This window comes from Streptomyces sp. NPDC030296 (genome assembly GCF_055572815.1).
This window is the reverse complement of the sequence record NZ_JBVICQ010000007.1, coordinates 1-19,758: the sequence shown is the minus strand read 5'-3', so window position 1 is coordinate 19,758 and position 19,758 is coordinate 1. Positions and strand designations below refer to the sequence as shown.

15 protein-coding genes are annotated in these 19,758 nt (G+C 67.9%); 6 read left to right on the top strand and 9 right to left on the bottom strand.

Going from position 1 to position 19,758, the window contains the following annotated elements; all coding sequences use genetic code 11:
* Window positions 1-56 precede the first annotated feature (56 nt).
* Entirely contained in the window at window positions 57-2,138 is a 2,082-nt protein-coding gene (locus ACZ4Z3_RS20725; protein WP_468502382.1) for a copper resistance CopC/CopD family protein, read from the top strand.
* On the opposite strand, the gene ACZ4Z3_RS20720 is transcribed toward ACZ4Z3_RS20725, so the two are convergent.
* On the bottom strand, window positions 2,135-3,019 hold the full coding sequence (locus ACZ4Z3_RS20720) for a DUF72 domain-containing protein (protein ID WP_468502381.1): 885 nt from the start codon (window positions 3,017-3,019) through the stop codon (window positions 2,135-2,137). The genes ACZ4Z3_RS20725 and ACZ4Z3_RS20720 overlap by 4 nt on opposite strands.
* A 116-nt stretch (window positions 3,020-3,135) precedes the next feature.
* A complete protein-coding gene (locus tag ACZ4Z3_RS20715; RefSeq protein WP_468502380.1) occupies window positions 3,136-4,104 on the bottom strand; it encodes a TauD/TfdA dioxygenase family protein in 969 nt (322 codons plus the stop codon).
* A 240-nt stretch (window positions 4,105-4,344) separates the two neighbouring features.
* On the opposite strand from ACZ4Z3_RS20715, the gene ACZ4Z3_RS20710 reads away from it, so the two are divergent.
* Complete coding sequence (locus tag ACZ4Z3_RS20710; RefSeq protein ID WP_468502379.1) at window positions 4,345-5,235, top strand: NAD(P)-dependent oxidoreductase; 891 nt, start codon at window positions 4,345-4,347, stop codon at window positions 5,233-5,235.
* A 380-nt stretch (window positions 5,236-5,615) separates the two neighbouring features.
* Here ACZ4Z3_RS20710 and ACZ4Z3_RS20705 read toward each other — a convergent pair whose 3' ends face one another.
* Window positions 5,616-7,007 carry a cation:proton antiporter gene (locus ACZ4Z3_RS20705; RefSeq protein WP_468502378.1) on the bottom strand — a complete coding sequence of 464 codons (1,392 nt, stop codon included), beginning with the start codon at window positions 7,005-7,007 and terminating at the stop codon, window positions 5,616-5,618.
* Between the two features lie 7 nt (window positions 7,008-7,014).
* Window positions 7,015-7,500, bottom strand: a complete 486-nt coding sequence (locus ACZ4Z3_RS20700; protein WP_468502377.1) for a cation:proton antiporter regulatory subunit — start codon at window positions 7,498-7,500, stop codon at window positions 7,015-7,017.
* Between the two features lie 288 nt (window positions 7,501-7,788).
* On the opposite strand from ACZ4Z3_RS20700, the gene ACZ4Z3_RS20695 reads away from it, so the two are divergent.
* A complete protein-coding gene (locus tag ACZ4Z3_RS20695) occupies window positions 7,789-8,232 on the top strand; it encodes a hypothetical protein (RefSeq protein WP_468502376.1) in 444 nt (147 codons plus the stop codon).
* A 37-nt stretch (window positions 8,233-8,269) separates the two neighbouring features.
* Here the strand turns inward: ACZ4Z3_RS20695 and ACZ4Z3_RS20690 are convergent, their stop codons facing one another.
* Both ACZ4Z3_RS20690 and ACZ4Z3_RS20685 read right to left on the bottom strand, forming a co-directional pair.
* Window positions 8,270-9,532, bottom strand: a complete 1,263-nt coding sequence (locus tag ACZ4Z3_RS20690; RefSeq protein WP_468502375.1) for an MFS transporter — start codon at window positions 9,530-9,532, stop codon at window positions 8,270-8,272.
* A 159-nt stretch (window positions 9,533-9,691) separates the two neighbouring features.
* On the bottom strand, window positions 9,692-11,113 hold the full coding sequence (locus ACZ4Z3_RS20685; RefSeq protein WP_468502374.1) for an ATP-binding protein: 1,422 nt from the start codon (window positions 11,111-11,113) through the stop codon (window positions 9,692-9,694).
* 947 nt (window positions 11,114-12,060) lie between these two features.
* Between ACZ4Z3_RS20685 and ACZ4Z3_RS20680 the strand changes: the two genes are divergently transcribed.
* Window positions 12,061-13,272: a pentapeptide repeat-containing protein gene (locus ACZ4Z3_RS20680; protein ID WP_468502373.1), complete on the top strand. Its 1,212-nt coding sequence runs from the start codon at window positions 12,061-12,063 to the stop codon at window positions 13,270-13,272.
* A gap of 375 nt (window positions 13,273-13,647) precedes the next feature.
* On the opposite strand, the gene ACZ4Z3_RS20675 is transcribed toward ACZ4Z3_RS20680, so the two are convergent.
* Window positions 13,648-14,403: an 8-oxoguanine DNA glycosylase OGG fold protein gene (locus ACZ4Z3_RS20675; RefSeq protein ID WP_468502730.1), complete on the bottom strand. Its 756-nt coding sequence runs from the start codon at window positions 14,401-14,403 to the stop codon at window positions 13,648-13,650.
* A 428-nt stretch (window positions 14,404-14,831) separates the two neighbouring features.
* On the opposite strand from ACZ4Z3_RS20675, the gene ACZ4Z3_RS20670 reads away from it, so the two are divergent.
* Window positions 14,832-15,503 (top strand): hypothetical protein, encoded by a 672-nt coding sequence (locus tag ACZ4Z3_RS20670; protein WP_468502372.1) that lies wholly within the window; start codon window positions 14,832-14,834, stop codon window positions 15,501-15,503.
* Between the two features lie 330 nt (window positions 15,504-15,833).
* Here the strand turns inward: ACZ4Z3_RS20670 and ACZ4Z3_RS20665 are convergent, their stop codons facing one another.
* Window positions 15,834-16,820: a PIN domain-containing protein gene (locus ACZ4Z3_RS20665; RefSeq protein WP_468502371.1), complete on the bottom strand. Its 987-nt coding sequence runs from the start codon at window positions 16,818-16,820 to the stop codon at window positions 15,834-15,836.
* Between the two features lie 589 nt (window positions 16,821-17,409).
* On the opposite strand from ACZ4Z3_RS20665, the gene ACZ4Z3_RS20660 reads away from it, so the two are divergent.
* Complete coding sequence (locus tag ACZ4Z3_RS20660) at window positions 17,410-18,165, top strand: DUF5131 family protein (RefSeq protein ID WP_468502370.1); 756 nt, start codon at window positions 17,410-17,412, stop codon at window positions 18,163-18,165.
* Window positions 18,166-18,170: 5 nt separating this feature from the next.
* Here ACZ4Z3_RS20660 and ACZ4Z3_RS20655 read toward each other — a convergent pair whose 3' ends face one another.
* Window positions 18,171-19,274: a three-Cys-motif partner protein TcmP gene (locus tag ACZ4Z3_RS20655; protein ID WP_468502369.1), complete on the bottom strand. Its 1,104-nt coding sequence runs from the start codon at window positions 19,272-19,274 to the stop codon at window positions 18,171-18,173.
* Window positions 19,275-19,758 lie beyond the last annotated feature (484 nt).

Below are 19,758 nucleotides of genomic sequence, written 5' to 3'. Positions count from 1 at the left end.
AGCGCGACGTGGGCCGACGCAGTGACAGGGACGAGAGCCGACAGGGCGGAACCGGCGTGAGGGGCGTGCGAGGCCTTCCCTATGTCCGGCCGTATGTCCGGCGCCTGGTGCTGCTCGGCACCGTGCTGGTCCTGTTCCTCCTCGGCGGGGCGGGGACCGCGTCGGCGCACGCCGCGCTCAAGGGCACCGATCCCGCCGACGGCAGCGTCCTCGACTCCGCGCCGAAGGACGTCACCCTCACCTTCACGGAACCGGTGAGCCTCCTCCAGGACTCCATCCGCGTCATCGACCCCGAGAACCGCGCGGTCGACACGAGCAAGCCGGGGCGGTCCGGCGACCGGTCCGACACGGCCCGCGTCACCCTGCCCGCGGGGCTGGCCGACGGTACGTACACCGTCGCCTGGCGGGTGATCTCCGCCGACAGCCACCCCATCTCCGGAGCCCTCCTCTTCTCCGTCGGCGAACCCTCCGCAACCTCCGCGACCCTCCCCGCCGACCTCACCGAGGACCCCCTCACCGCCTCCTTCTACGACATCACCCGCTACTTCGCGTACGGCGCCCTCGCCCTGCTCATCGGCGTCACCGTCTTCGTGACCGCGGTCCTCGGCCGGGCGAACGACACGCTCCGCAAGTTGCTCCTGTCCGGCTGGCTGGCCCTGACGCTGTCCTCGGTGGTCCTGCTGCTCCTGCGCGGACCGTACGAACGGGGCAGCGGCGTCGGCGCCGTCCTCGACCCGTCCGTCCTCGGCGGCACGGTCGGGACGCGTCCGGGCCTCGCGCTGCTGGCGCGGCTCACGCTGCTCGCGGTGGTCCTCTTCCTCCTCGTCCGGGTTCGCGGTCAGGAGAGCTGGGGCCGGGGCGCGACCGGTGCCGGGGTGCTGCTCTCGGTCGGGCTCGCCGGGACCTGGGCCGCCGCCGAGCACGCCTCCGCGGGTATCCAGGTGCCGGTGGCGATGACCTCCTCCGTGCTCCATCTGCTCGCCATGGCCGTCTGGCTGGGCGGCCTGACCGCCCTGCTGACGGTGCTGTACCGGGCCCCGGAGACGCTGTCGACCGCCGTCGTCACCCGTTTCTCCCGCCTGGCCTTCGCCTCGGTGGTCGTCCTGGTCGTCACCGGCGTCTACCAGTCCTGGCGCGGCCTCGGCTCCTGGTCCGCCTTCACCACCACGGCGTACGGCCAGGTCCTCCTCGCCAAGCTGGCGGCGGTCGCCCTGCTGCTGGCCGCGGCCGCGTTCTCCCGCCGGTGGACGGCGCGGTGGGGCGCGGTGGCGGTCGGGGAGAACGACGAGAACGACGAGAACTACGAGAACGACGAGAACGGCGAGATCGGCGAGAGTGCTCGAACCGGAGGGGCCGTCGTGGCGGAGGCTCGGGTGCCTCAGCCGGTGGGGGCGGTGGCCCGCGTGGACGGCGGGGCGGCAGCGGAGGCGGCGTCCGCGGCTTCCCCCGTCGCTGCCGCTGCCGATGCAGATGCCGATGCCGATTCCGGCTCCGCCGAGGGCACCGACGCCGGCTCCGGCTCGGCCGAGGGCACCGACGCAGGCTCCGGCTCGGCCGAGGCCACCGACGCAGGCGCCGGCTCGGACTCCGGTGAGGGCGTCGGCGGCACCCACGCCCCCAGCGCCCCCACCGAGCCGGCCGACCTCCACCGTCTCGCCCTGCGCCGCAGCGTGCTCGCCGAGTTCACCGTGGCGGTGGTGGTGCTGGTGATCACCACCGTGCTGACGGGCACCCTGCCGGGCCGGGCGGCGGCGGAGAGCGCGCAGGGGACCGGGAGCGCGGCGGCGCCGGGGGAGGTCACGGCCTCCTCGACCGTCGTGCCGTTCGACATGGGCACCCCGAACGGGCACGGCAAGGTCCAGATCGACCTCGGTCCGGGCAAGGTCGGCAAGAACTCCATCCAGGCCGTGGTGTTCGGCCCCGACGACGGCATCGCGACCGTCCCCGAACTGCGCCTCACGTTCACGCTGAAGGCGCAGAAGGTGGGCCCGATCGACGCCAAGCTGACCGACCGCGGCGGCTACTGGGCCACGGACACCCTCCAGATCCCCCTGCCGGGCACCTGGACGATGAAGCTGACGGTCCGTACGACGGACATCGACCAGGTCACGGTCGAGAAGAACGTCAAGGTCGGCTAGGACCTGGCCGCCCCTCGGCCGTCCGCTTCCCCTTCCCCGGCCAGCAGGCGGCGCATCGTCTCCGCCGCTCGGACGGCCGCGTCGGCGCAGCAGTTGTTGAACAGGACGTGCAACTCGTCGACCTGCTCGGCTGCGGCCCGCAACCGCGGCAGCCACGAGGTGAGTTCGGCCTCCGTGTAGTCGTGGCGGAAACGGTCCTCCTTGCTGCCGGTGCCCCAGGCGGGGCTCCGGCCGTGGAACCGTACGACGGCCAGCTCGGGCGTGGTGACGGGCACGAGGGGCGGCAGTGAGGTGCCGAGCCCCTGGGCCATGTCGACGCCCACCGCGACCAGGCCGAGTCGGGACAGCAGGGCCGTGGTCTCGTCCGCCTGCCCGGGGCGCCACCACGCCGGGTGCCGGAACTCCACGGAGACCGGCCAGCCCGCCGTACGCTCCGCGCACTCCGTCAGCGTCTTCTCCGCCCGTGGCCCCGGCGCCAGCCAGGGCGGGAACTGGAACAGCACGGCCCCCAGCCGGTCCGCGATCCGCAGCGGCTCCACGGCGTGGGCGAAGCGCTCCCAGATCCGGTCGAGCAGACCCGGCAGCGGGGACGTCCGGTCGCGCAGGTCCTCGGGGAGCGCCGTCGGCCGGGTCGGATGGCCGGTCAGGAGCGAGAACGCCTTGACGTCGAACCGGAATCCGGGTGGCGTCCGCTCGGCCCAGAGGACGGCGTTGCGCCGACTGGGCAGCGCGTAGTAGCTGGAGTCGACCTCGACGACCGGGAACTGCTCGGCGTAGTACCGCAGTCGGGACTCGGCGTCGCGTCGGCCGCGCGGATACCAGCCGCCGGCCAGTAACGCGCGGTCCGTCCAGGAACAGGTACCGACCAGCAGCTCACCCATGCGGTGCCGGTTACCCGAAATCGGCCGGACGACTACTCGGTGCCACGCGGCACGGTGCGGCGCGGCTCGACTCGCCTCGTGCGCCCGCGGCCCTTGCTGGGTCACCGAGCGGGTGGCTACGCGCCGTGGGGGTCGTGCAGCGGCGCGCCCACGAGGGACTTCGACGCGGTGCCGTCCACACCGACGGGCGGCTCCCCGGCCACCATCACCCGGTGCATGATGCGCGGGAAGTCCAGGTGGGCGGTGTCGTTGGGGGCCAGATGGACGGTGGCCCGGTTGTCCCAGAGGGCCACGGAGCCCGGCTCCCAGCGGAAGCGGACGGTGTACTCGGGGCGCGTGATCTGCTCGACGAACATCTCAAGGAGCAGTCGGCTCTCCGCTCTGCTGACGTCGACGATGTTCTCGACGTAGTACGGGTTGACGAAGAGGACGCGTTCACCGGTCTCGGGGTGCACGCGGACGACGGGGTGCACCGAGGCCACCTGATGGTCCTGGAGGTGGCGCAGATACGGGTCGGGGCCGGAGCGGGCGAGGTAGCCGACGCCGAGACGGTGCTCGGCACGCAGCCCGTCGGCGAACCGGCGTACGGGTTCGGAGAGTCCCGCGTAGGCGGTGGCCAGATCGGCCCAGGTGGTGTCGCCGCCGTACGGGGGCACCTGTTCGGCGCGCAGGAGGGTGAGGGCGGGCGGGTCGACGCGGGCGGTGTGATCGCCGTGCCAGCCGCGCAGGGTGGAGTGGCGGCGGCGCTCCAGCCATTCGGCCTGGTCCATGCCGTGCTTGCGGCCCAACTCCTGGCGGTCGGCGGTCGTCTCGATCTCGGGGTACTCCGCGGGCGACACCGAGCCGCGGGAGCGGAGCCGGATCGGCTCCCCGAAGCGCCGCGCGAACGCGATCTGCCCGGCGTGGTCCAGCCGCTGCCCCCGGAAGAACACGACCTTCCAGCGCAGCAGCGCCGAGCGGATGCCGTCGACCGTGCGGTCGTCCAGGGGCCCGCAGAGGTCCACGCCGTGGATCTCGGCGCCGATGTACCCCGAGGCGGGCCTCACGTCCAGTCCGTCGACGGCTCCCGTGCTGTCGCTGTTCATCGCTCGCCCTTCATCGCTCACCGTTTCCTGCTCACCTTTTCCTGCTTACCTTTTCCTGCTCGCAGTTCCCTGCTCGGTACGGCTGTCGTACCCGTCCTACCCGCCTGGCGGCCCCTTTCAGCCGGACGCGAGCCCGGCGGGCCGCGCCGTACGGAGAGACGCCGACCGGCGCGGTCCAAGACGTAGGCTCCGAGGGCGAGAAGTCGAACGGTGATCCGGAAGTTGATGGGAGATCACGTCATGAGCGACAAGCCGACCGTCGGCGTCCTGGGCACCGGCATCATGGGGGCGGCGATGGCCCGCAACCTCGCCCGGGCCGGACACCCCGTCCGCGCGTGGAACCGCACCCGCGAGAAGGCCGAGCCGCTGACCGCCGACGGTGTCCACGTCGTCGACACCCCCGCCGAGGCCGTCCGGGGCGCCGACGTCGTCCTCACGATGCTGTACGACGGGGCGACCGTGCGGGACGTGATGCGCGACGCGGCGCCGGCCCTGCGCGCGGGCGCCGCCTGGGTCCAGTCCACCACCGCCGGGCTGGATGATGTCGCCGAACTGGCCGCCCTGGCAGGCGAACACGGCCTGGCCTACTACGACGCCCCGGTCCTCGGCACCCGGCAGCCCGCCGAGGCCGGGCAGCTGACGGTCCTCGCGGCCGGTCCGGTGGCGGGGCGGGACACGGTGACGCCCGTCTTCGACGCCGTGGGCGCCCGTACGGTGTGGACCGGTGAGGACGGGGCGGTGGGCACCGCCACCCGGCTCAAGCTCGTCGCCAACAGCTGGGTGCTCGCCGCCACCAACGCGGCCGGGGAGACACTCGCCCTGGCCAAGGCCCTCGGCGTCGACCCGCGGTCCTTCTTCGAGATCATCGACGGCGGCCCCCTCGACATGGGTTATCTACGCGCCAAGTCCGCGCTCATCCTCGACGACAGGCTCTCCCCGGCGTCCTTCGCCGTGGCCACCGCCGCCAAGGACGCCCGGCTGATCGTCGAGGCGGGGCAGCGCCACGGGGTCCGCCTCGACGTGGCCGAGGCCGGCGCCGAACGCCTCGCCCGCGCCGCCGCGCACGGCCACGCCGACGAGGACATGGCCGCCGCGTACTTCGCCAGCTTCGACGAGGCCGCGAAGAAGTAAGGGGCCCCATCGGGGGCAGGGCCCCCGCCCGCAATGAGGCCCTCATCTCGGGCGGTCCCTGTCGCGGGCCGGGCCCCTCCCGCCGAGGTCCCCATTCGGTGCGGGTGCCGGGCCCCCTCCAGCGCCGAGGCTCCCCTCCCGCGATGAGGCCCTTATCCCGGGCGCGGTCCCTGTCGCGGGCCGGGCTCCTCCCGCCGAGGTCCCCATTCGGTGCGGGTGCCGGAGCCCCTCCCGTGCCGAGGCCCCCTCCCACGACGAGGCCCTCATCCCGAGAGGGTCCCCTCCCGCGCCGGAGCCGTACCCCGAGCGGGGTCCCTTCCCGCGCCGGAGCCGTACCCCGCGCCGGGTCCCTGTCCCGCGCCGAGCCCCCTCACCAGACCTCAGGACCGCTCGGCGGTGTTCCGTTCCTCCGTCGGCAGGACCTCGGGCGTCGCCCCGGTCAGCGACGCCGAGTCCGGCGGCGCACCGCCGTCCGCCGCGGCGGCGGCGACGGCCGGCTGCCCGGCCGACGGCTTCCGCTTCCGAAGCCGCCCCGTCACCCACAGGGCGACCGGCTCGGTGAAGCGGGCGGTGAGTGGGCCCGCGATGACCAGGATCAGTACGTACGCGGTGGCCAGCGGCCCGAGGGACGGTTCGATGCCGGCGGTGACGGCGAGCCCGGCGATGACGATGGAGAACTCGCCGCGCGCGACCAGCGTGCCACCCGCCCGCCAGCGGCCCTTCGCCGAGATCCCGGCCCGGCGGGCCGCCCAGTACCCGGTGGCGATCTTCGTCAGCGCGGTGACGACGGCCAGCACGAGCGCGGGCAGCAGCACCGGCGGGATGCTCGCCGGATCCGTGTGGAGGCCGAAGAAGACGAAGAACACGGCGGCGAACAGATCCCGCAGGGGCGCCAGCAGACTGTGCGCCCCCTCGGCGACCTCACCGGACAGCGCGATGCCGACGAGGAACGCACCGACCGCCGCCGACACCTGGAGCTGCTGTGCGAGTCCGGCGACGACGAGCGTCAGCCCCAGCACGACCAGCAGCAGCTTCTCGGGGTCGTCGTTGGAGACGAAGCGCGAGATGTGGCGCCCGTACCGCACCGCGATCAGCAGGACGAGCCCGGCCGTGCCCAGGGCGATGGCGAGGGTCGCGCTGCCCGCCGCGAGTCCCACCCCGGCGAGCAGGGCGGTGACGATCGGCAGATAGACGGCCATGGAGAGGTCCTCGAGGACCAGGATGCTCAGGATGACCGGCGTCTCGCGGTTGCCGAGCCGCCCCAGGTCGCCTAGGACCTTCGCGATGACACCGGAGGAGGAGATCCAGGTGACACCGGCGAGCACGACGGCGGCGACCGGGCCCCAGCCCAGCAGCAACGCCATCGCCGCGCCGGGCAACGCGTTCAGCGCGGCGTCCACGAGACCGGCCGGGTACTGGGTCTTGAGGTTGGAGACGAGATCGCTGGCGGTGTACTCCAGGCCGAGCATGAGCAGCAGCAGGATCACGCCGATCTCGGCGCCGATCGCCACGAACCCCTCGCTCGTGCCGAGCGGCAGCAGCCCGCCCTCCCCGAAGGCGAGCCCGGCCAGCAGATACAGGGGGATCGGGGAGAGCCGGAACCGGGCGGCGAACCGCCCGAGCAGCCCGAGTCCGAGGATGATCGCGCCGAACTCGATGAGGAAGACGGCGGAGGAGTGCCCGGAGGACTCGGCGGCGAGCCGCACGGGCGGGGCGAGATGCGGGGGAGTCTGGCTGGCGAGGGACGCGGAGAGCTGGGCGGAGAGGTGCATGGGCCGCTCACTCCCGGCCGAGTATCGCGGCGGCCGCCTCCACACCCTCACGGGTGCCGATCACGATGAGGGTGTCCCCGCCGGCCAGCCGGAAGTCCGGCGCCGGTGACGGAATCGCCTCGGCCCGCCGCAGTACGGCCACGATGGACGCGCCCGTGTCGGTCCGCATCCGGGTGTCACCGAGGACCCGTCCGTTCCAGTGCGACGTCGAGGTCAGCTCGATCCGCTCGGCGACCAGGCCCAGTGCGGTCGTGGACAGCAGGTTGGGGCTGTGGTGGTCCGGCATCAACGCGTCCACGAGGGCGGTCGCCTCGCTCCCCGTCAGCCGTACCGACAGCGCGCACGCGTCGGGATCGTCCTCCCGGTACGCGCTGAACGTCCGTGACCCGTCCCGGTGCGCCACGACGGAAAGCCGCCGGTGCTCACGGGTGTTGAGGTCGTACCGCACACCGATCCCCGGCAACGGCGTACTGCTGAGGCGCGGAGCACCCACGGCTGGTCCCCTGTCTGGTTCGGACATGTCTTCGGAAACCCGATGGGTGCCACCCTAACGAGACCCGAGATCGGCCTGGCCGAGGCGAGGTGGAGTCCCCGGTGGGACAATCCCCGTCCGGCCCCTCCGGCGTCCACGCCGGTGATCTGCCCAGTACCCCCGTGCCGGCGGCCATGCGGACCGTGCCGGCGGCCATGCGGAACCGAGGCCGTCGACGTCCGCCGCCGCGCCCACCCCGGCCGCGGTTCCGCCCGGGCAGCGGGGGAAGGACCGAAAGGAAGCGCAGGCATGATCCAGTGGGTGTCCCTGGGCACCGGCCCCCGCCCCGTACCCCGGCCCGTCTCCACACCGCTGGTGTGGGCCACGGCGTTCGCCGGCGCGATGGCGCTGGTCGCCGTCCTCAACGCCCTGGTCGGCACGGACCGCCCCGGCCTTGCCCTGACCGCGCTCTCCCTGCTGTCCGCGCTGCTCGGCGTCCACGCCCGTTTCACCGCCGCCCCCGGTACGGCCGCCCTGTGCTGGCTCTTCCTCAACGGCTTCGCCATACCCCCGGCCGGCGTCCTCACCTGGGCCAACCCCCGTGACACGTTCTGGCTGGTCTGCCTCCTCACGGCGGCCCTCACCGGCACGACCCTGGCCCGCCTCCTCCAGGCCCGAGCGGCCTACCGCCGCCTCACCACCAGCGTCCTGCCGCGTACCCAGGAGCCGGGGGACTGGCCGGGGGACGTGTGAACCCAGGCCGGGAGCGGAGCCCTGCGGTCGCCGGGCTTCAGCGGCGGTACGCGGTGGCGGCGACGGCGGGCAGGACCGCGAGAGCGAGGACACCACCGGTGAGGGCGAGGACGGGGTAGCCGGAGGCGGCGACCACCAGGCCCGAGCTGATGCCGCCGGTGGCACCGGCGACGGCGATGGAGACGTCGACCATGCCCTGGGTCCTGGCGCGGGTCGCGAGCGGCACGGCGTCGGTGATGATCGCGGTGCCCGACACGAGGCCGAGGTTCCAGCCGAGGCCCAGCAGCGCCAGGGCCAGCGCCAGGAGCGCGACGGAGTCGCCGGGCGCGGTGGCGGCGAGCAACCCGGAGGCGAGCAGGGTGAGGCCGGAGGCGGCGGCGATCCGCAGCCGGCCGAAGCGGTCGACGAGCCAGCCCGTCAGGGGCGAGGGCAGATACATGGCGGCGATGTGGACGGCGATCACGACACCGGAGGCGGCGGTGCCGTGGCCGTGGTCGTGCAGATGCACCGGCGTCATCGTCATGATCGCGACCATGACGAGCTGGGTGAGGACCATGATCAGCGCCCCGAGGACCACACCTCCGCGGCCTTCGCGGACGGCGGTGCTCGTCGTGGTCCCGTCGGCGGGAGCGCCCTGCGGCCCGGCGTCGGCGAGGGCACGGGCCGTGAGCAGCGGATCGGGCCGCAGCCGGACGGCGAGGACGAGCGCGGCGAGCGCGTAGGCGGCGCCGGACAGCAGGAACGGACCCGCCAGCCCGGGGATGCCGAGCTTCTCGGCGAAGGTGCCGGTGGGGGCGGCGAGGTTGGGTCCGGCGACGCCCCCGAGGGTGGTGGCGACCAGCACCGTGGACACGGCCCGGGCGCGGTGGTCGCGGGGCGCGAGGTCGGCCCCGGCGTAGCGGGCCTGGAGGTTGGTGGCGGTTCCGGCACCGTAGACGAACAGGGCGACGAACAGCAGGACGGGGTTGTCCAGGACGGCGGCGGTGATGACACCGAGGCTGCCGACGGCGCCCGTGAGATAGCCGGCGGCCAGCCCGGGCCGACGCCCGTGGCGCTGCGAGACCCGACCGACGACGACGGCGGTCAGCGCGGACCCCGCGGTGAACAGCGCACTCGGCAACCCGGCGAGGCCGGTGGCGCCGAGCATGTCCTGGGCGAGCAACGCCCCCACGGTGACACCGGCGGCGAGCCCGGCCCCGGAAAGAACCTGGGAGGCGACCAGCACCCGCAACACACGGCGCTGCACGGCGGCGGCGTCGGGCGGAACGCCGGTCGTGTGAGGGGACGCGCTCCTGTTCATGCCTCTCCCATGCCTCTTCCAGAGCCAACTGAGACGGAAAGCGAGACGGAAAGCGGGACGGAAAGCGAGACCGAAAGCGGGACGGAAAGCGAGACGGACAACGCCGCCCGTGAGGGGTGAACGCAGCCAGAACCGCGACCACCAGAGCCCAGTCCCTGCTCACATCCTGCGCCAACCGCTGAGCAGTTCCTCGGGGCCGTACAGCGCCTGAAGGCCGGAGCAACCGAGCCCGCTGCGGGAGACCGCCACGAGAGGTACCGGCTCATCGGTGATCGCCGCCCGGTGCTTCTGCAGCGCGGCCAGGTCGTGGCCGTCGAACGCGGAGTTCTCCAGCCACTTGATCGAGCCGAGGAAAAGCAGCTCCTTGGCCACCGGCTGTCGGTCGGCGCCCACCAAGTCGATTTCGACGTCGTTGCTGCGGGTCCAGTACCCGCCGATCGCCGGGGCGGCCGGCAGGAGCCCGTCCGGCAGGAGGCGGGCGAGGGATTCCCGGACCAGGGGCTCGATCGCGCGGCCCCGCCAGCTCATCCACTGCTCCCTGATCCGGCTCAGTGTGAGATCTCCTCGCATCCGCTCGATCTCCGCCATGTGCGGATCCAGGAACGCGAGCCAGAACCGGAGGTAGGGGTCGGCCACGCGGTAGCGCCGTTCCTTCGATGGCCGCAGTGAGAGTGGCAGTTCGGCGGCCACGACCCGTTTCTCGGTCAGCAGGTCAGTGGCTCGGGTGAGTGTGGTGTGGGCGATGCCGCCGGCCGCGCGGGCGATGTTGGTGAAGGTCCGCTCCCCGGATCCGATCGCACGCAGGACCTCCCTGCTCATCGCCTGCGGTGGGAACTCCGCGGCGAGAGAGCGCTCGGCGGAGACCAGCAGCGCCGAGATCGGGTTGTCCAGCGAGTCGCGGAGGAACTCCCAGACATCCGCTCCGGCCCGCCACTCGGCGCAGATCAGGGGGAGACCCCCCGTGATCAGAGCGGCGTCGAACGCGGCTGCCGGTGACAGGCCCAGCATCTCGCCGATGTCAGCCGGGTTGAGCGGTCCCACGACCATTTCCCGGCCCCGCTGGTGGAAGGGGCGGTCGTAGCTGTTCAGCGCCTCCATCATCGACAGATCGGACCCCACCAGGAGGAGGAGCACGGGCTTGCGGCTGAGCAGCCGGTCCCATGCCCGCTGCAACATGCCCTCGAAGGCGTCGACGCGGTCCATGAGATACGGAACCTCGTCGATGACGACGACGCTGGGGGTGTCGTCGGGCAGGATCTCCGCGAGGAGCCTGAACGCCGCGTTCCACTGATCGGGGGTCTCCTCCGCGAACAGCCCCCGCTCCGGCAGAGTGGACCTGGCAACGGTGTCGAGCAGTTCCGACAGCTCGTCCTCCGCCGTTCCGCCCGCCGCGGTGAAGAAGAGGTACGGCGTCTCGGTCCGCCGGAGGAACTCCTCGACGAGGCTGGACTTGCCCACCCGCCGTCTCCCCCGCATGAGGACGCACTGCCCCGGCCTCGCCGCCCCGACGGCGTCCCGAACCGCCTGCAAGGCGCTGCCGAGCACCCGCAGCTCACGGTCCCGTCCGATGAACCGACGCACTCCAACCTCCCGACGGAGATAGTATCGCCAGGAATACTATCTCCATCGATACCATCCATTCCGGCTCGCCCGGTCGAGCGTGAGGCGGCTGAGGGCGCGCGCACCGTCCTGTGCCCCGCGGTGGCGACGGGCGACCCTGCCGATCCTGGCCGGTTCACGCGCACCGATCCGCCGGACTTTCAGCCGGGCCGACGCGGTCGCTAGTTGGCGCACGCCAACAGGAGGGAAGTGGCGTGCGGGGCGAAGGCCGTGGCCGCGGCCGACGCCTCGCTATCCACCTCTGCCGGGGTGACGGACGCCAGTCGTGCGGAAGGCGGGAGAGGTCGAACGCAGCGTGCCAGCCCGGCCCGCGCAGCGCGAGCGCCATTCGACCAGCGCGGCCAGCCGCTGGGGCTTCGTGCCCGGCGGCTTGCCGCTCCGTGCCGCCCGCCGGCGCCTCGACACGCAGCGCGGAGTGCCTGGCATGACCCGGCGGACGGGCACGCAGCCGAGCTGGGCATTCACAGGGAGCTGCGTCCGCCTGGGAGGGGGGTGCCCGGGACGAACGCCAGAGGGCCGGACCACTTTCGCGGTCCGGCCCTCTGGGCTGGCGGAGGATACGAGATTCGAACTCGTGAGGGGTTGCCCCCAACACGCTTTCCAACTGTGGTGGTGGGCTCTGGGGCCGCGAACGGGGCCGTTCACCTGCGTTCATGGCCGGCTGACCGCCGGGGTGCGGACGGCTCCGGGTCCCGCCTGAACGGCCGTGAACGGCGCAGAATGAGACGGAAACTGAGACGGCTGTGCCGCTACGGCTCAGGTGTTTGCTGCGCAGCCCACGCACAGCGCCATTGTGATGACGATCGATAGATGGCCCTTCCGATCGTCTGTTGCCCACGAAGGAGCGGCAGGAAAGTGTGTTGACGTTGGAGCGCAACCAAATGGCTGCCTCCGGCATGTAGGCATGTATGACAGCTCTCGATGAGCGTCGGGCACGTGCCCGACGTCTGCGCCGCCTGCAACGCGTTGGTTTTTGGACGCTCGCTGTCCTTGCAGCGCTCATCTTGTTGATCGGCCTTCCGTGGCTCGTGGTGAGGGGGCCGTACCAGCTCGACAGGGGTTATATCGACACGAGCACTGTGGGGGCAGGCACCGGCTCCGCCGCGCTGGTCAGCGGTCTGAGGACCGCTCTAGTCGCGACCGTGGCCGCCATCGGCGCTGGCATCGCCCTCGTGTATACGGCGCGTAGTTACCAACTAACCCGTCGCGGGCAGGTCACCGAGCGCTTTACCAAGGCCCTTGAACGACTCGGATCGACCGAAACGTATGTGCGCCTGGGTGGAGTGCTGGCGCTGGAGCAGATCGTCCAGGATGCCCCCGAACAGTCCAGCCACGCTGCCCAAGTCCTCAGTCACTTCGTACGTGACCGTGCACCCGCCCGACCGAACCAAGCGGCCGTGTGGCCGGACCTTGGTCCGGAGACCAGCACCCCTTCCTCATCCGGCGAGGAGGAGACCAGAGACGGTGACTCCGCAGAGTTGCCGGAGCGGCCCGACGCCGATGTGCAAGCAGCCCTGACCGCCCTCACTCGCCCAGCATCGCGCACGCATGTCGACACCGAACTCCGTCTGGTCTTTGCTGGACTGCACCTCCACGGTGCCGTGCTGACCGGAGCAGACCTCACCGACGCCGACCTGGAAGAGGCCGACCTCGCCCACGCGACCCTGTTCGCGGCGAACCTCACCGGCGCCAATCTGATCGGGACCAACTTCTACCGCGCTCGCATGAGTGACGCGATCTTCACCAAGGCATGCCTGGAAGGAGCGAGCCTCAAGAGCGTCGTCCTCTGGGAGACGAGCCTCCAGGGCTTCGACGTCGGCGGAGCAGATCTCACTTATGCCGAGCTGACAGGGTGTGACCTCACCAAGGCCAATTTCTATGAGGCTGAGCTCTTTGGCGCCACCCTGGACAGGGCAGACCTCACTGGCGCAAACCTGACTCGGGCGAATCTGAGCCACGCCAGCCTGACCGGGGCGACGTTTACAGGTGCCGACCTGAGCGGGGCGAACCTAACGGACGTTAAAGGGCTATCGGCTGGCCAGCTCCGGGCAGCATTGATCGACGGTGAAACGCTACTGCCGCCGGAGATCGAAGCGCAGGTACGCACCTCCGCTCGCTAGCTCACCGGCTGTGAGCCGTGGCTCCGCCCTCGAGTTGTTGCTCCAAGATCCGGCCCGCCTGGACCTCAGCCGATGACTGTCAGCCACAAGGGCGGGTGCGCCGACCGATCAGGCGCGCGTATGCCTCGCTGTACCCACCCGCCTCAGGCAACTGCCAATGCCCTCGACCAGAGCAAGCCGCGACGGCCGGCCCGTGACTACGGCGCCTCAGTCCTCAGCTTGGGAAGCTCGGGTTCTTTGGCGACAGTCGCTGCACTGACCTGCGGCGAAGCGGTGTCGGGGGCCGCGACTCACCCATCGCCAGTCCCCGCTGTTCCCCGCACGATCTGGCACGCGTATGGCACGGCCTCTCTGACCACGACCTCGGTGGTCTGGTTATGCGGGGTCCCAGGCTGCGCTGAAGAGGGCCAGTTCAAGGACATCCGGCGCCGCGGGCCACTCGATCGATGCCCCTGTCAGTTGCTTGCTGGCCGCGTACATCCACTGGAGGTAGATGTGATAGCGATGGGAGGTCCAGTCGCTGTTACGCCAGATGCGATTGGCGATCACCGAGGCCCATTCGTAGCCAGCCGCGACCCCAATCTTCGTGGCATGCCGACGGAGAACCCCAGCGAGCACGCTGTCGAGGATGAGTGGGCGCAGCCCCTTCACCTCTGGCAACGCCTGACCAGCAAAGTAGAGGAACTTGGTAAGAAACGCTGGCCCAAGACCGTCCAACACCTGCAGCCTCTCGTAGGCTGCGGACGCGCCTTCGTCAGTGAGCAGGGATATGGCTTCCGCGAAGGCATCCTCAGCACCTGGCTGGGCAAGCACCTGACGCGTGCGGTACGGGCCGTAGCCCGTGAGGCCGTAACCCCAGACCTGGGTGGCCACGAACGCCTCTGCCCAACTCTGTACTTGTTCCGCGGCTCGGACTGTGGCCACCACGTCGGCCCGGCTCACGGAGGCCGAAGCAACTGCCGCCCGATCGGCGAAAGCGTTGGGCCAAGGGGCTACAGCCGTCCAACTGGAAGGCGAGTACAGAATGCTGTGAGCCCCGCTTCCGTGTCTGTACCGCCGGCCTCTCTCTGGGTCGGTCAACCATCTGTCCAGTGACTTCACCGCGTCTTCTGGCAGCAGCCGTGCGTGCATCGTGGCGTCGAGCTTGTCTGCCAGGTTCTGGTCAAACCTCATGGAAGCGCCTCCTGCGTGACACGACATAGTGGCACGCCGCGACGGAAGCGGACACGATATGTACGTGCGTTGAAACGGCTCCGGAGAGCGCTTCACTCCTCGACAAGACGGCTGATCAGGGCTTCATGGGTGTTTGTGTGAGCGCTCCCCGTCCACGGGTAGTCCACAGGGGCTCAGTACCGCTTAGGCACCCACGGGCCCGCCGATCGGGGTTGGTGATGAACACCGCGAGCGTGATCATGTTAGGAGCTCTCCGGATCCGGCGCGCGATCGGAACGTTGCAGGCATCGGCTGAGCGGCTCGCTCGTAGTCCCAGGTGTTAATTGTGCTAGCCAAATGGAGCAACGCAGCATACCGGCGACTCGGACCCCAAGGAGAGTAGGAGTGTGAACAGCACGGATGAGACGGCGCCGGAGTCTCGAAGGACGCGAGTCGACAGTGTGCACAAGTGGGCTGCCACACTAGCCGCTGTTGTTGCGCTTGCTTTCTCGATCTACAACTTCGCTGAGCTCCAAGAGAAGCCCAGAATCGATGTGACACTTCCTCACCTATTGCGCATGGGTCCGGTAGATAGCGGAACGGCTTTCCAAATCCAGCCGACGGTTTCCACCAGATTCAAGACCCAGGATGTCGAGGTGATTCGTGATGCACGACTGCAACTTACTCCCGTCGGCTCGATTTCTTCCCTCAAGAAGCCGATTTTCTACTGGCATGAAACCGGAACGTATGTATACGATTTCGCTTCGGATCAGGTCAATTATACCTGGAGTAGTGATCCTGCGCCCTTCGTCATCAGTCAGGACAAACCTCAGCAGCCCACACTCGTGTTCTGGGCTGACAATTGGACCTTCCAGTCCGGCCAATACGAGGGATCGCTTCAGTTGAGCCGGTCAGGGAATCGCCCTTTGAGCAAGAAGTTCTGTCTGACTGTTTCAAAGAAAGCCGTCGAAGAATTCCATGGTGCCGAGCAACGGCAGATCTTCTTTTTCCGTGATGACCTGCCCAAGTTTCACTCATCCAGCAACTCTCCAGGCTGCTACCGCAGGGAAACGGATTAATAGCTCTCGCCGGTCAGTAGTTCTCTGGGTCCGCTAGGGGATGCCTGACCTGCAGCCCTCCGGCGCGAACTATGGGCACAGTGGTCGCTGAGGTCTCCTGAGCACGTCAAACGGGTGCCTGTGGCCGCCGGTGGCCCGGAGTGGCTGCGGTGGTTGCTGTACTTCTCAGCTGTACAGCACTTGCGCTGATCGCCGCCTTAAGGAGTTCGATCGGGTGGCCGGTGCCGGAGGCTCCGTCGGAGGTGCTCCGGCCGTGCTCAACCGCTCATGGCTGCCCGTGTTCGCTGTCGTTGATGTCAGCCATGGATGTCTGGTCCGCTGCTGCCTACGTCAGGTGTCAATGAAGTCCCAATCTTCCCCGAGAACCCACCTCAGTGCAGACAGCTTGCCCTGGACGAAGCCCCAACCGAAGTCGTCCCATGGGCCGACGTTGTCCTCACCGTACCGCCGCTCAATATCGCGCATAGCAGCGTTCATTTGTTCTTCCAGTTCAGGGCTGAGCGGTTCACGGTGGCCGTCTTCGACCTTTTCTTGCAGAATTAGTTTCCGTACGTACCAGACCTTTTCGAAGTATTCGTTCTCCGCCTTGATGATTTCGGCGAGGGAACGGGTTTCGGTCTGGACTAGCTCTACCTCCTCGATTAGCTCCGCGAACTCTTCTCCAAAGTGGCCCAGCATCAAGGAATTGAGTCCGTCCACACCGTATACATACCGAGACCGTACCTGATCGAAAATATCGGCTAGGTCTGGATGAGGCTTTCTATGGTCGCCTTTAGTTGTAGAGAAGTCCTCATGGTTCGATGTGGCGAAGCAAATAATATCGCCGGTTTCATTGTCGTCCTTGACCGTGGACCTGTAGAGCTCGATGAGTAGGGCGTCTGCAACGCTGTTCTTGTTGAGGTGCAGTGGCGCCTTCTTTTCCAGTCCACGCTTCACTGCGGCCTCATTTTCGACCGCTCCGGGCTCGACCCTCTTGCCGCTTTTTAGAAGGTCGAATATTTCAGAGAAGTTCTGAAGAGACCCCTCTGCAATATAGGGGATCTGGTGAGTCATCTCGGCTATCCAGCGCTGAGCCTCTTCGTCCCCATACTCCTGGAGATCTTGCTTCAGTAGCCGAAATCGCTCGCGAACGCTTTTAGTTGCGGCGTTCTCTGCTCTTGGACGGTTTCTCTCGAACTCGTCGATGATGAGCGATGGCACCAACAGTTCAAGCTTCCCTTGATGCTTAAGAACGCGTATGGCGACGATGGTTTGCTGTCCGTCTCGCCGCCGGGCCATGTCAAGCCATACCGATGTGTCGATGAGAAGTCTGAGCACAGCAACAGGCTACGGGAGTTCATGGTCGCGCGGGTGACCATTAAGGTCGGTGGAGTCTCAATGGGCAAGGCAAGAGATGTCTTCTTGCCCTGAGTCTTGCCGGGGATCTTGGTGAGCTGGGTTTTTGCTGGTCAGGGGCGGTGGGCTCGTGCGCCTGGTCGTCGTCGTTGGTCGTCATTGGCCATTGGTGAGCGGCCTCGGACGGCCCAGGGACGGCCCAGTGCTTCCGCGCCAGACTGGCCGCCGGCACCCTCGATGCGCCCCGTCTGAACCTCAGCCGACGACAGTCAGCCACGACGGCGGGTGCGCCGACCGACCACGCACGCGTATGCCTCGCTGCACCCCCACCGGCCTCAGCCACGTTATCGCTGGTGTCGACCGGGGCAAGCCCTCGACGGCCGGCCTGTGAAGGCAACGCGGGCCGTTCGTCTCAGATCCCTACGTGGCTCCTGCCAACTGCATGCCTCAAGCCTGGAAGCAAGTTGAACGACGATGTCAGACCTAGATGGTTTGATGGGAGGTACCTACTAGCGGCCATCAGGGTTTACAACCATGGCAAGTTGTGGACCGAGTGGCAACGGAGGTCGAGATGAGCGACCGCAGCTCAATTGAGTGGACCGAAGCAACGTGGAACCCAAGCACTGGGTGCGATCGGATATCAGAAGGTTGCGATAATTGCTATGCACTCACGCTGGCGAAACGACTCAAGGCCATGCAAGCGCCGAAATATCAGGCCGACGGAGACCCTCGAACGTCTGGGCCTGGATTCGCGGTCACTACGCACTCAGACTCGCTAAATACCCCACATTCCTGGAAGGCGCCTCGTACGGTCTTTGTTAATTCAATGTCGGACCTTTTTCATGCCAAAGTACCGATTTCCTTTATTCAGGAAGTATTCGAGGTGATGCGAGATACGCCTCGACACACCTACCAGATTCTAACCAAGAGGTCGCGGCGATTGTTGACCATCGCAGATCGCATTGACTGGCCACAGAACGTATGGATGGGGGTGTCCGTGGAAAGCGAAAAATTCTTGACGCGAGTCGCCGATCTGCGACAGGTGCCAGCGGCAGTCCGCTTCCTCTCGTGCGAACCGCTTCTGGGGCCTTTGCCTGGCTTGGACCTGCAGGGAATCGACTGGGTAATCGTTGGCGGCGAATCCGGGCCGGGGCACAGGAGAATGGACGAAGAATGGGTGATTGCCATTCGCGACACATGCCATCAGGGAAACGTCCCATTCTTTTTTAAGCAATGGGGTGGCATTACTCCAAAAGCCGGGGGCCGGGAGCTCCAGGGACGTATCTGGAGTGAGTACCCTGCCGCCCGGCCGCACGCTCGGCTATAACTACATCAGGTGAACGGAAAGGTCACCCGAGTACCGTCCGGGAAACCTGAGCGTCCCGGTCGATCCACCTGGATGAGTCCTTCCTTTTCCAGGGGGCCGAGCACCGGCCTCTTTAGATGGGTCTTGCGGTAGGGCGTATTGATCAGGGTGAACTCTTCGAGTCGGGTTATGCCGACGGTCTTTCCTGAGAACCTCTGCAGTAGGGCTGTGCGGAGCGGCGTGACGTCGACGTCGCCTTCCGTAAAAAGCACGTCCTGTCCCGCTAGGCGGTCGGAGAATGTAAAGCCGCCGCCGGGGTCTACTTTCCACATGGCGTCTTTCATCAGTTCCACGCCCTTCACGTCTCGTGTGCCGTGAAAGAGGTAGTAACCGATGTGGCCTGTGCGGTTGATCATCGCGAACGACTGAACGTAGGTAAACCCGCAGACTTCGGAAAGCTGCCTTTGGTAGAGGTCATGCAAGAATTGCTGGCGTGCTCCTCCTCGGAGACCTGCTGCTTCCTTATATTCATCGGTCCCGAACAGGTCTGTGAGGTGGTGATCGACGTTCCCGGCCCCGGCAAATCGGTTGACGAAATCGACCATGTAATTAACAAACAGCTCACACCTAGGGAAGGAGAGGAGGTCGGCGAGAAGATTCATTGGCAGGCCGGAGAACCCGAACGGGTCCACGAACGCGAATGTTGGTGCGAGTCTCCTCCTCTGCACCCCAAGGTATGAAAGCAAATCTGTGGCCGTTTCAGCGAACGGCGAATTGACGGCCTCCACCTTGACGTTGGACGGCCAGGGCGAGTGGTCAGCTTTATAAGATTCGATCAGCCACTGCAGGTTGTCAAATCTCTTTGGGTCCGCCTCGCAAAAGAAGAAAAGAAACTCGCAGCGCATCCTTGGGAAGTATGGGTGTTTGAGGAGCGTGTCGAGTGCGATGAGGGGAGAACCGGGCTCGCCGTTTTCGTATGCTCCAGGTCCCGCGAAGCCATCAAGGAATACGATGCGCCCGTTGTACGCGGAGAGGACAGGGAACCACCCGCCGAGGTACCGGCGCAGCAGGTCATGCTTCGCGCGCGTGTGAGGTTCAAGCTCCCACAGTGTGGTCTTGGGACCTGCCATCGTCCTACCTCCTATGTGACGTGCTCGGCACTTCACGTTACGAGAGACTGCAGGTCATCGCAGTAAGATCTGACAAATCCTTAGAAGTCAGTGAGCGCGCTCGCCGAGGCATCAGGGTCAGTGGAACAGCCCTTGGGGCCGTGGTCATCGACTCTCGCGCCACAGTGGCTGCGCAACGCCGTGAAGCCGACCGCCCGCCCCGGCCAGCGCCCGTACCTCTTTCTGAAGTCAGGTGGCTCATCGCCCGAGCGCGGCACGGGCGCCGGCCGGGCTGGAGCGGGACGAAGGCAGGAGCGCAGGCCCGGCCGGGGGCCGGGCCGCGCGCGGTGAGCGGAGCGAGCCGCCTTGAACCAGTAGAGAAAGTTGTAACTCAGTCGGTCTGCTGTTCCGTGTCCTGTCTCGGCTGATGGTTGACACTGCGGCTTCACCTGATGCTTGACACCGCTTGCCTCGGCTTGGCTGTGCGCGTCTGATCGGCGCGTGC

Bases quoted from the DNA above. Each gene is read 5' to 3' on its own strand.
- ACZ4Z3_RS20720 (WP_468502381.1), bottom strand. From the start codon at position 3,019: ATGGGTGAGCTGCTGGTCGGTACCTGTTCCTGGACGGACCGCGCGTTA.
- ACZ4Z3_RS20680 (WP_468502373.1), top strand. From the start codon at position 12,061: ATGACAGCTCTCGATGAGCGTCGGGCACGTGCCCGACGTCTGCGCCGC.
- ACZ4Z3_RS20660 (WP_468502370.1), top strand. From the start codon at position 17,410: ATGAGCGACCGCAGCTCAATTGAGTGGACCGAAGCAACGTGGAACCCA.
- ACZ4Z3_RS20690 (WP_468502375.1), bottom strand. From the start codon at position 9,532: ATGAACAGGAGCGCGTCCCCTCACACGACCGGCGTTCCGCCCGACGCC.
- ACZ4Z3_RS20695 (WP_468502376.1), top strand. From the start codon at position 7,789: ATGATCCAGTGGGTGTCCCTGGGCACCGGCCCCCGCCCCGTACCCCGG.
- ACZ4Z3_RS20655 (WP_468502369.1), bottom strand. From the start codon at position 19,274: ATGGCAGGTCCCAAGACCACACTGTGGGAGCTTGAACCTCACACGCGC.
- ACZ4Z3_RS20675 (WP_468502730.1), bottom strand. From the start codon at position 14,403: ATGCACGCACGGCTGCTGCCAGAAGACGCGGTGAAGTCACTGGACAGA.
- ACZ4Z3_RS20710 (WP_468502379.1), top strand. From the start codon at position 4,345: ATGAGCGACAAGCCGACCGTCGGCGTCCTGGGCACCGGCATCATGGGG.
- ACZ4Z3_RS20705 (WP_468502378.1), bottom strand. From the start codon at position 7,007: ATGCACCTCTCCGCCCAGCTCTCCGCGTCCCTCGCCAGCCAGACTCCC.
- ACZ4Z3_RS20715 (WP_468502380.1), bottom strand. From the start codon at position 4,104: ATGAACAGCGACAGCACGGGAGCCGTCGACGGACTGGACGTGAGGCCC.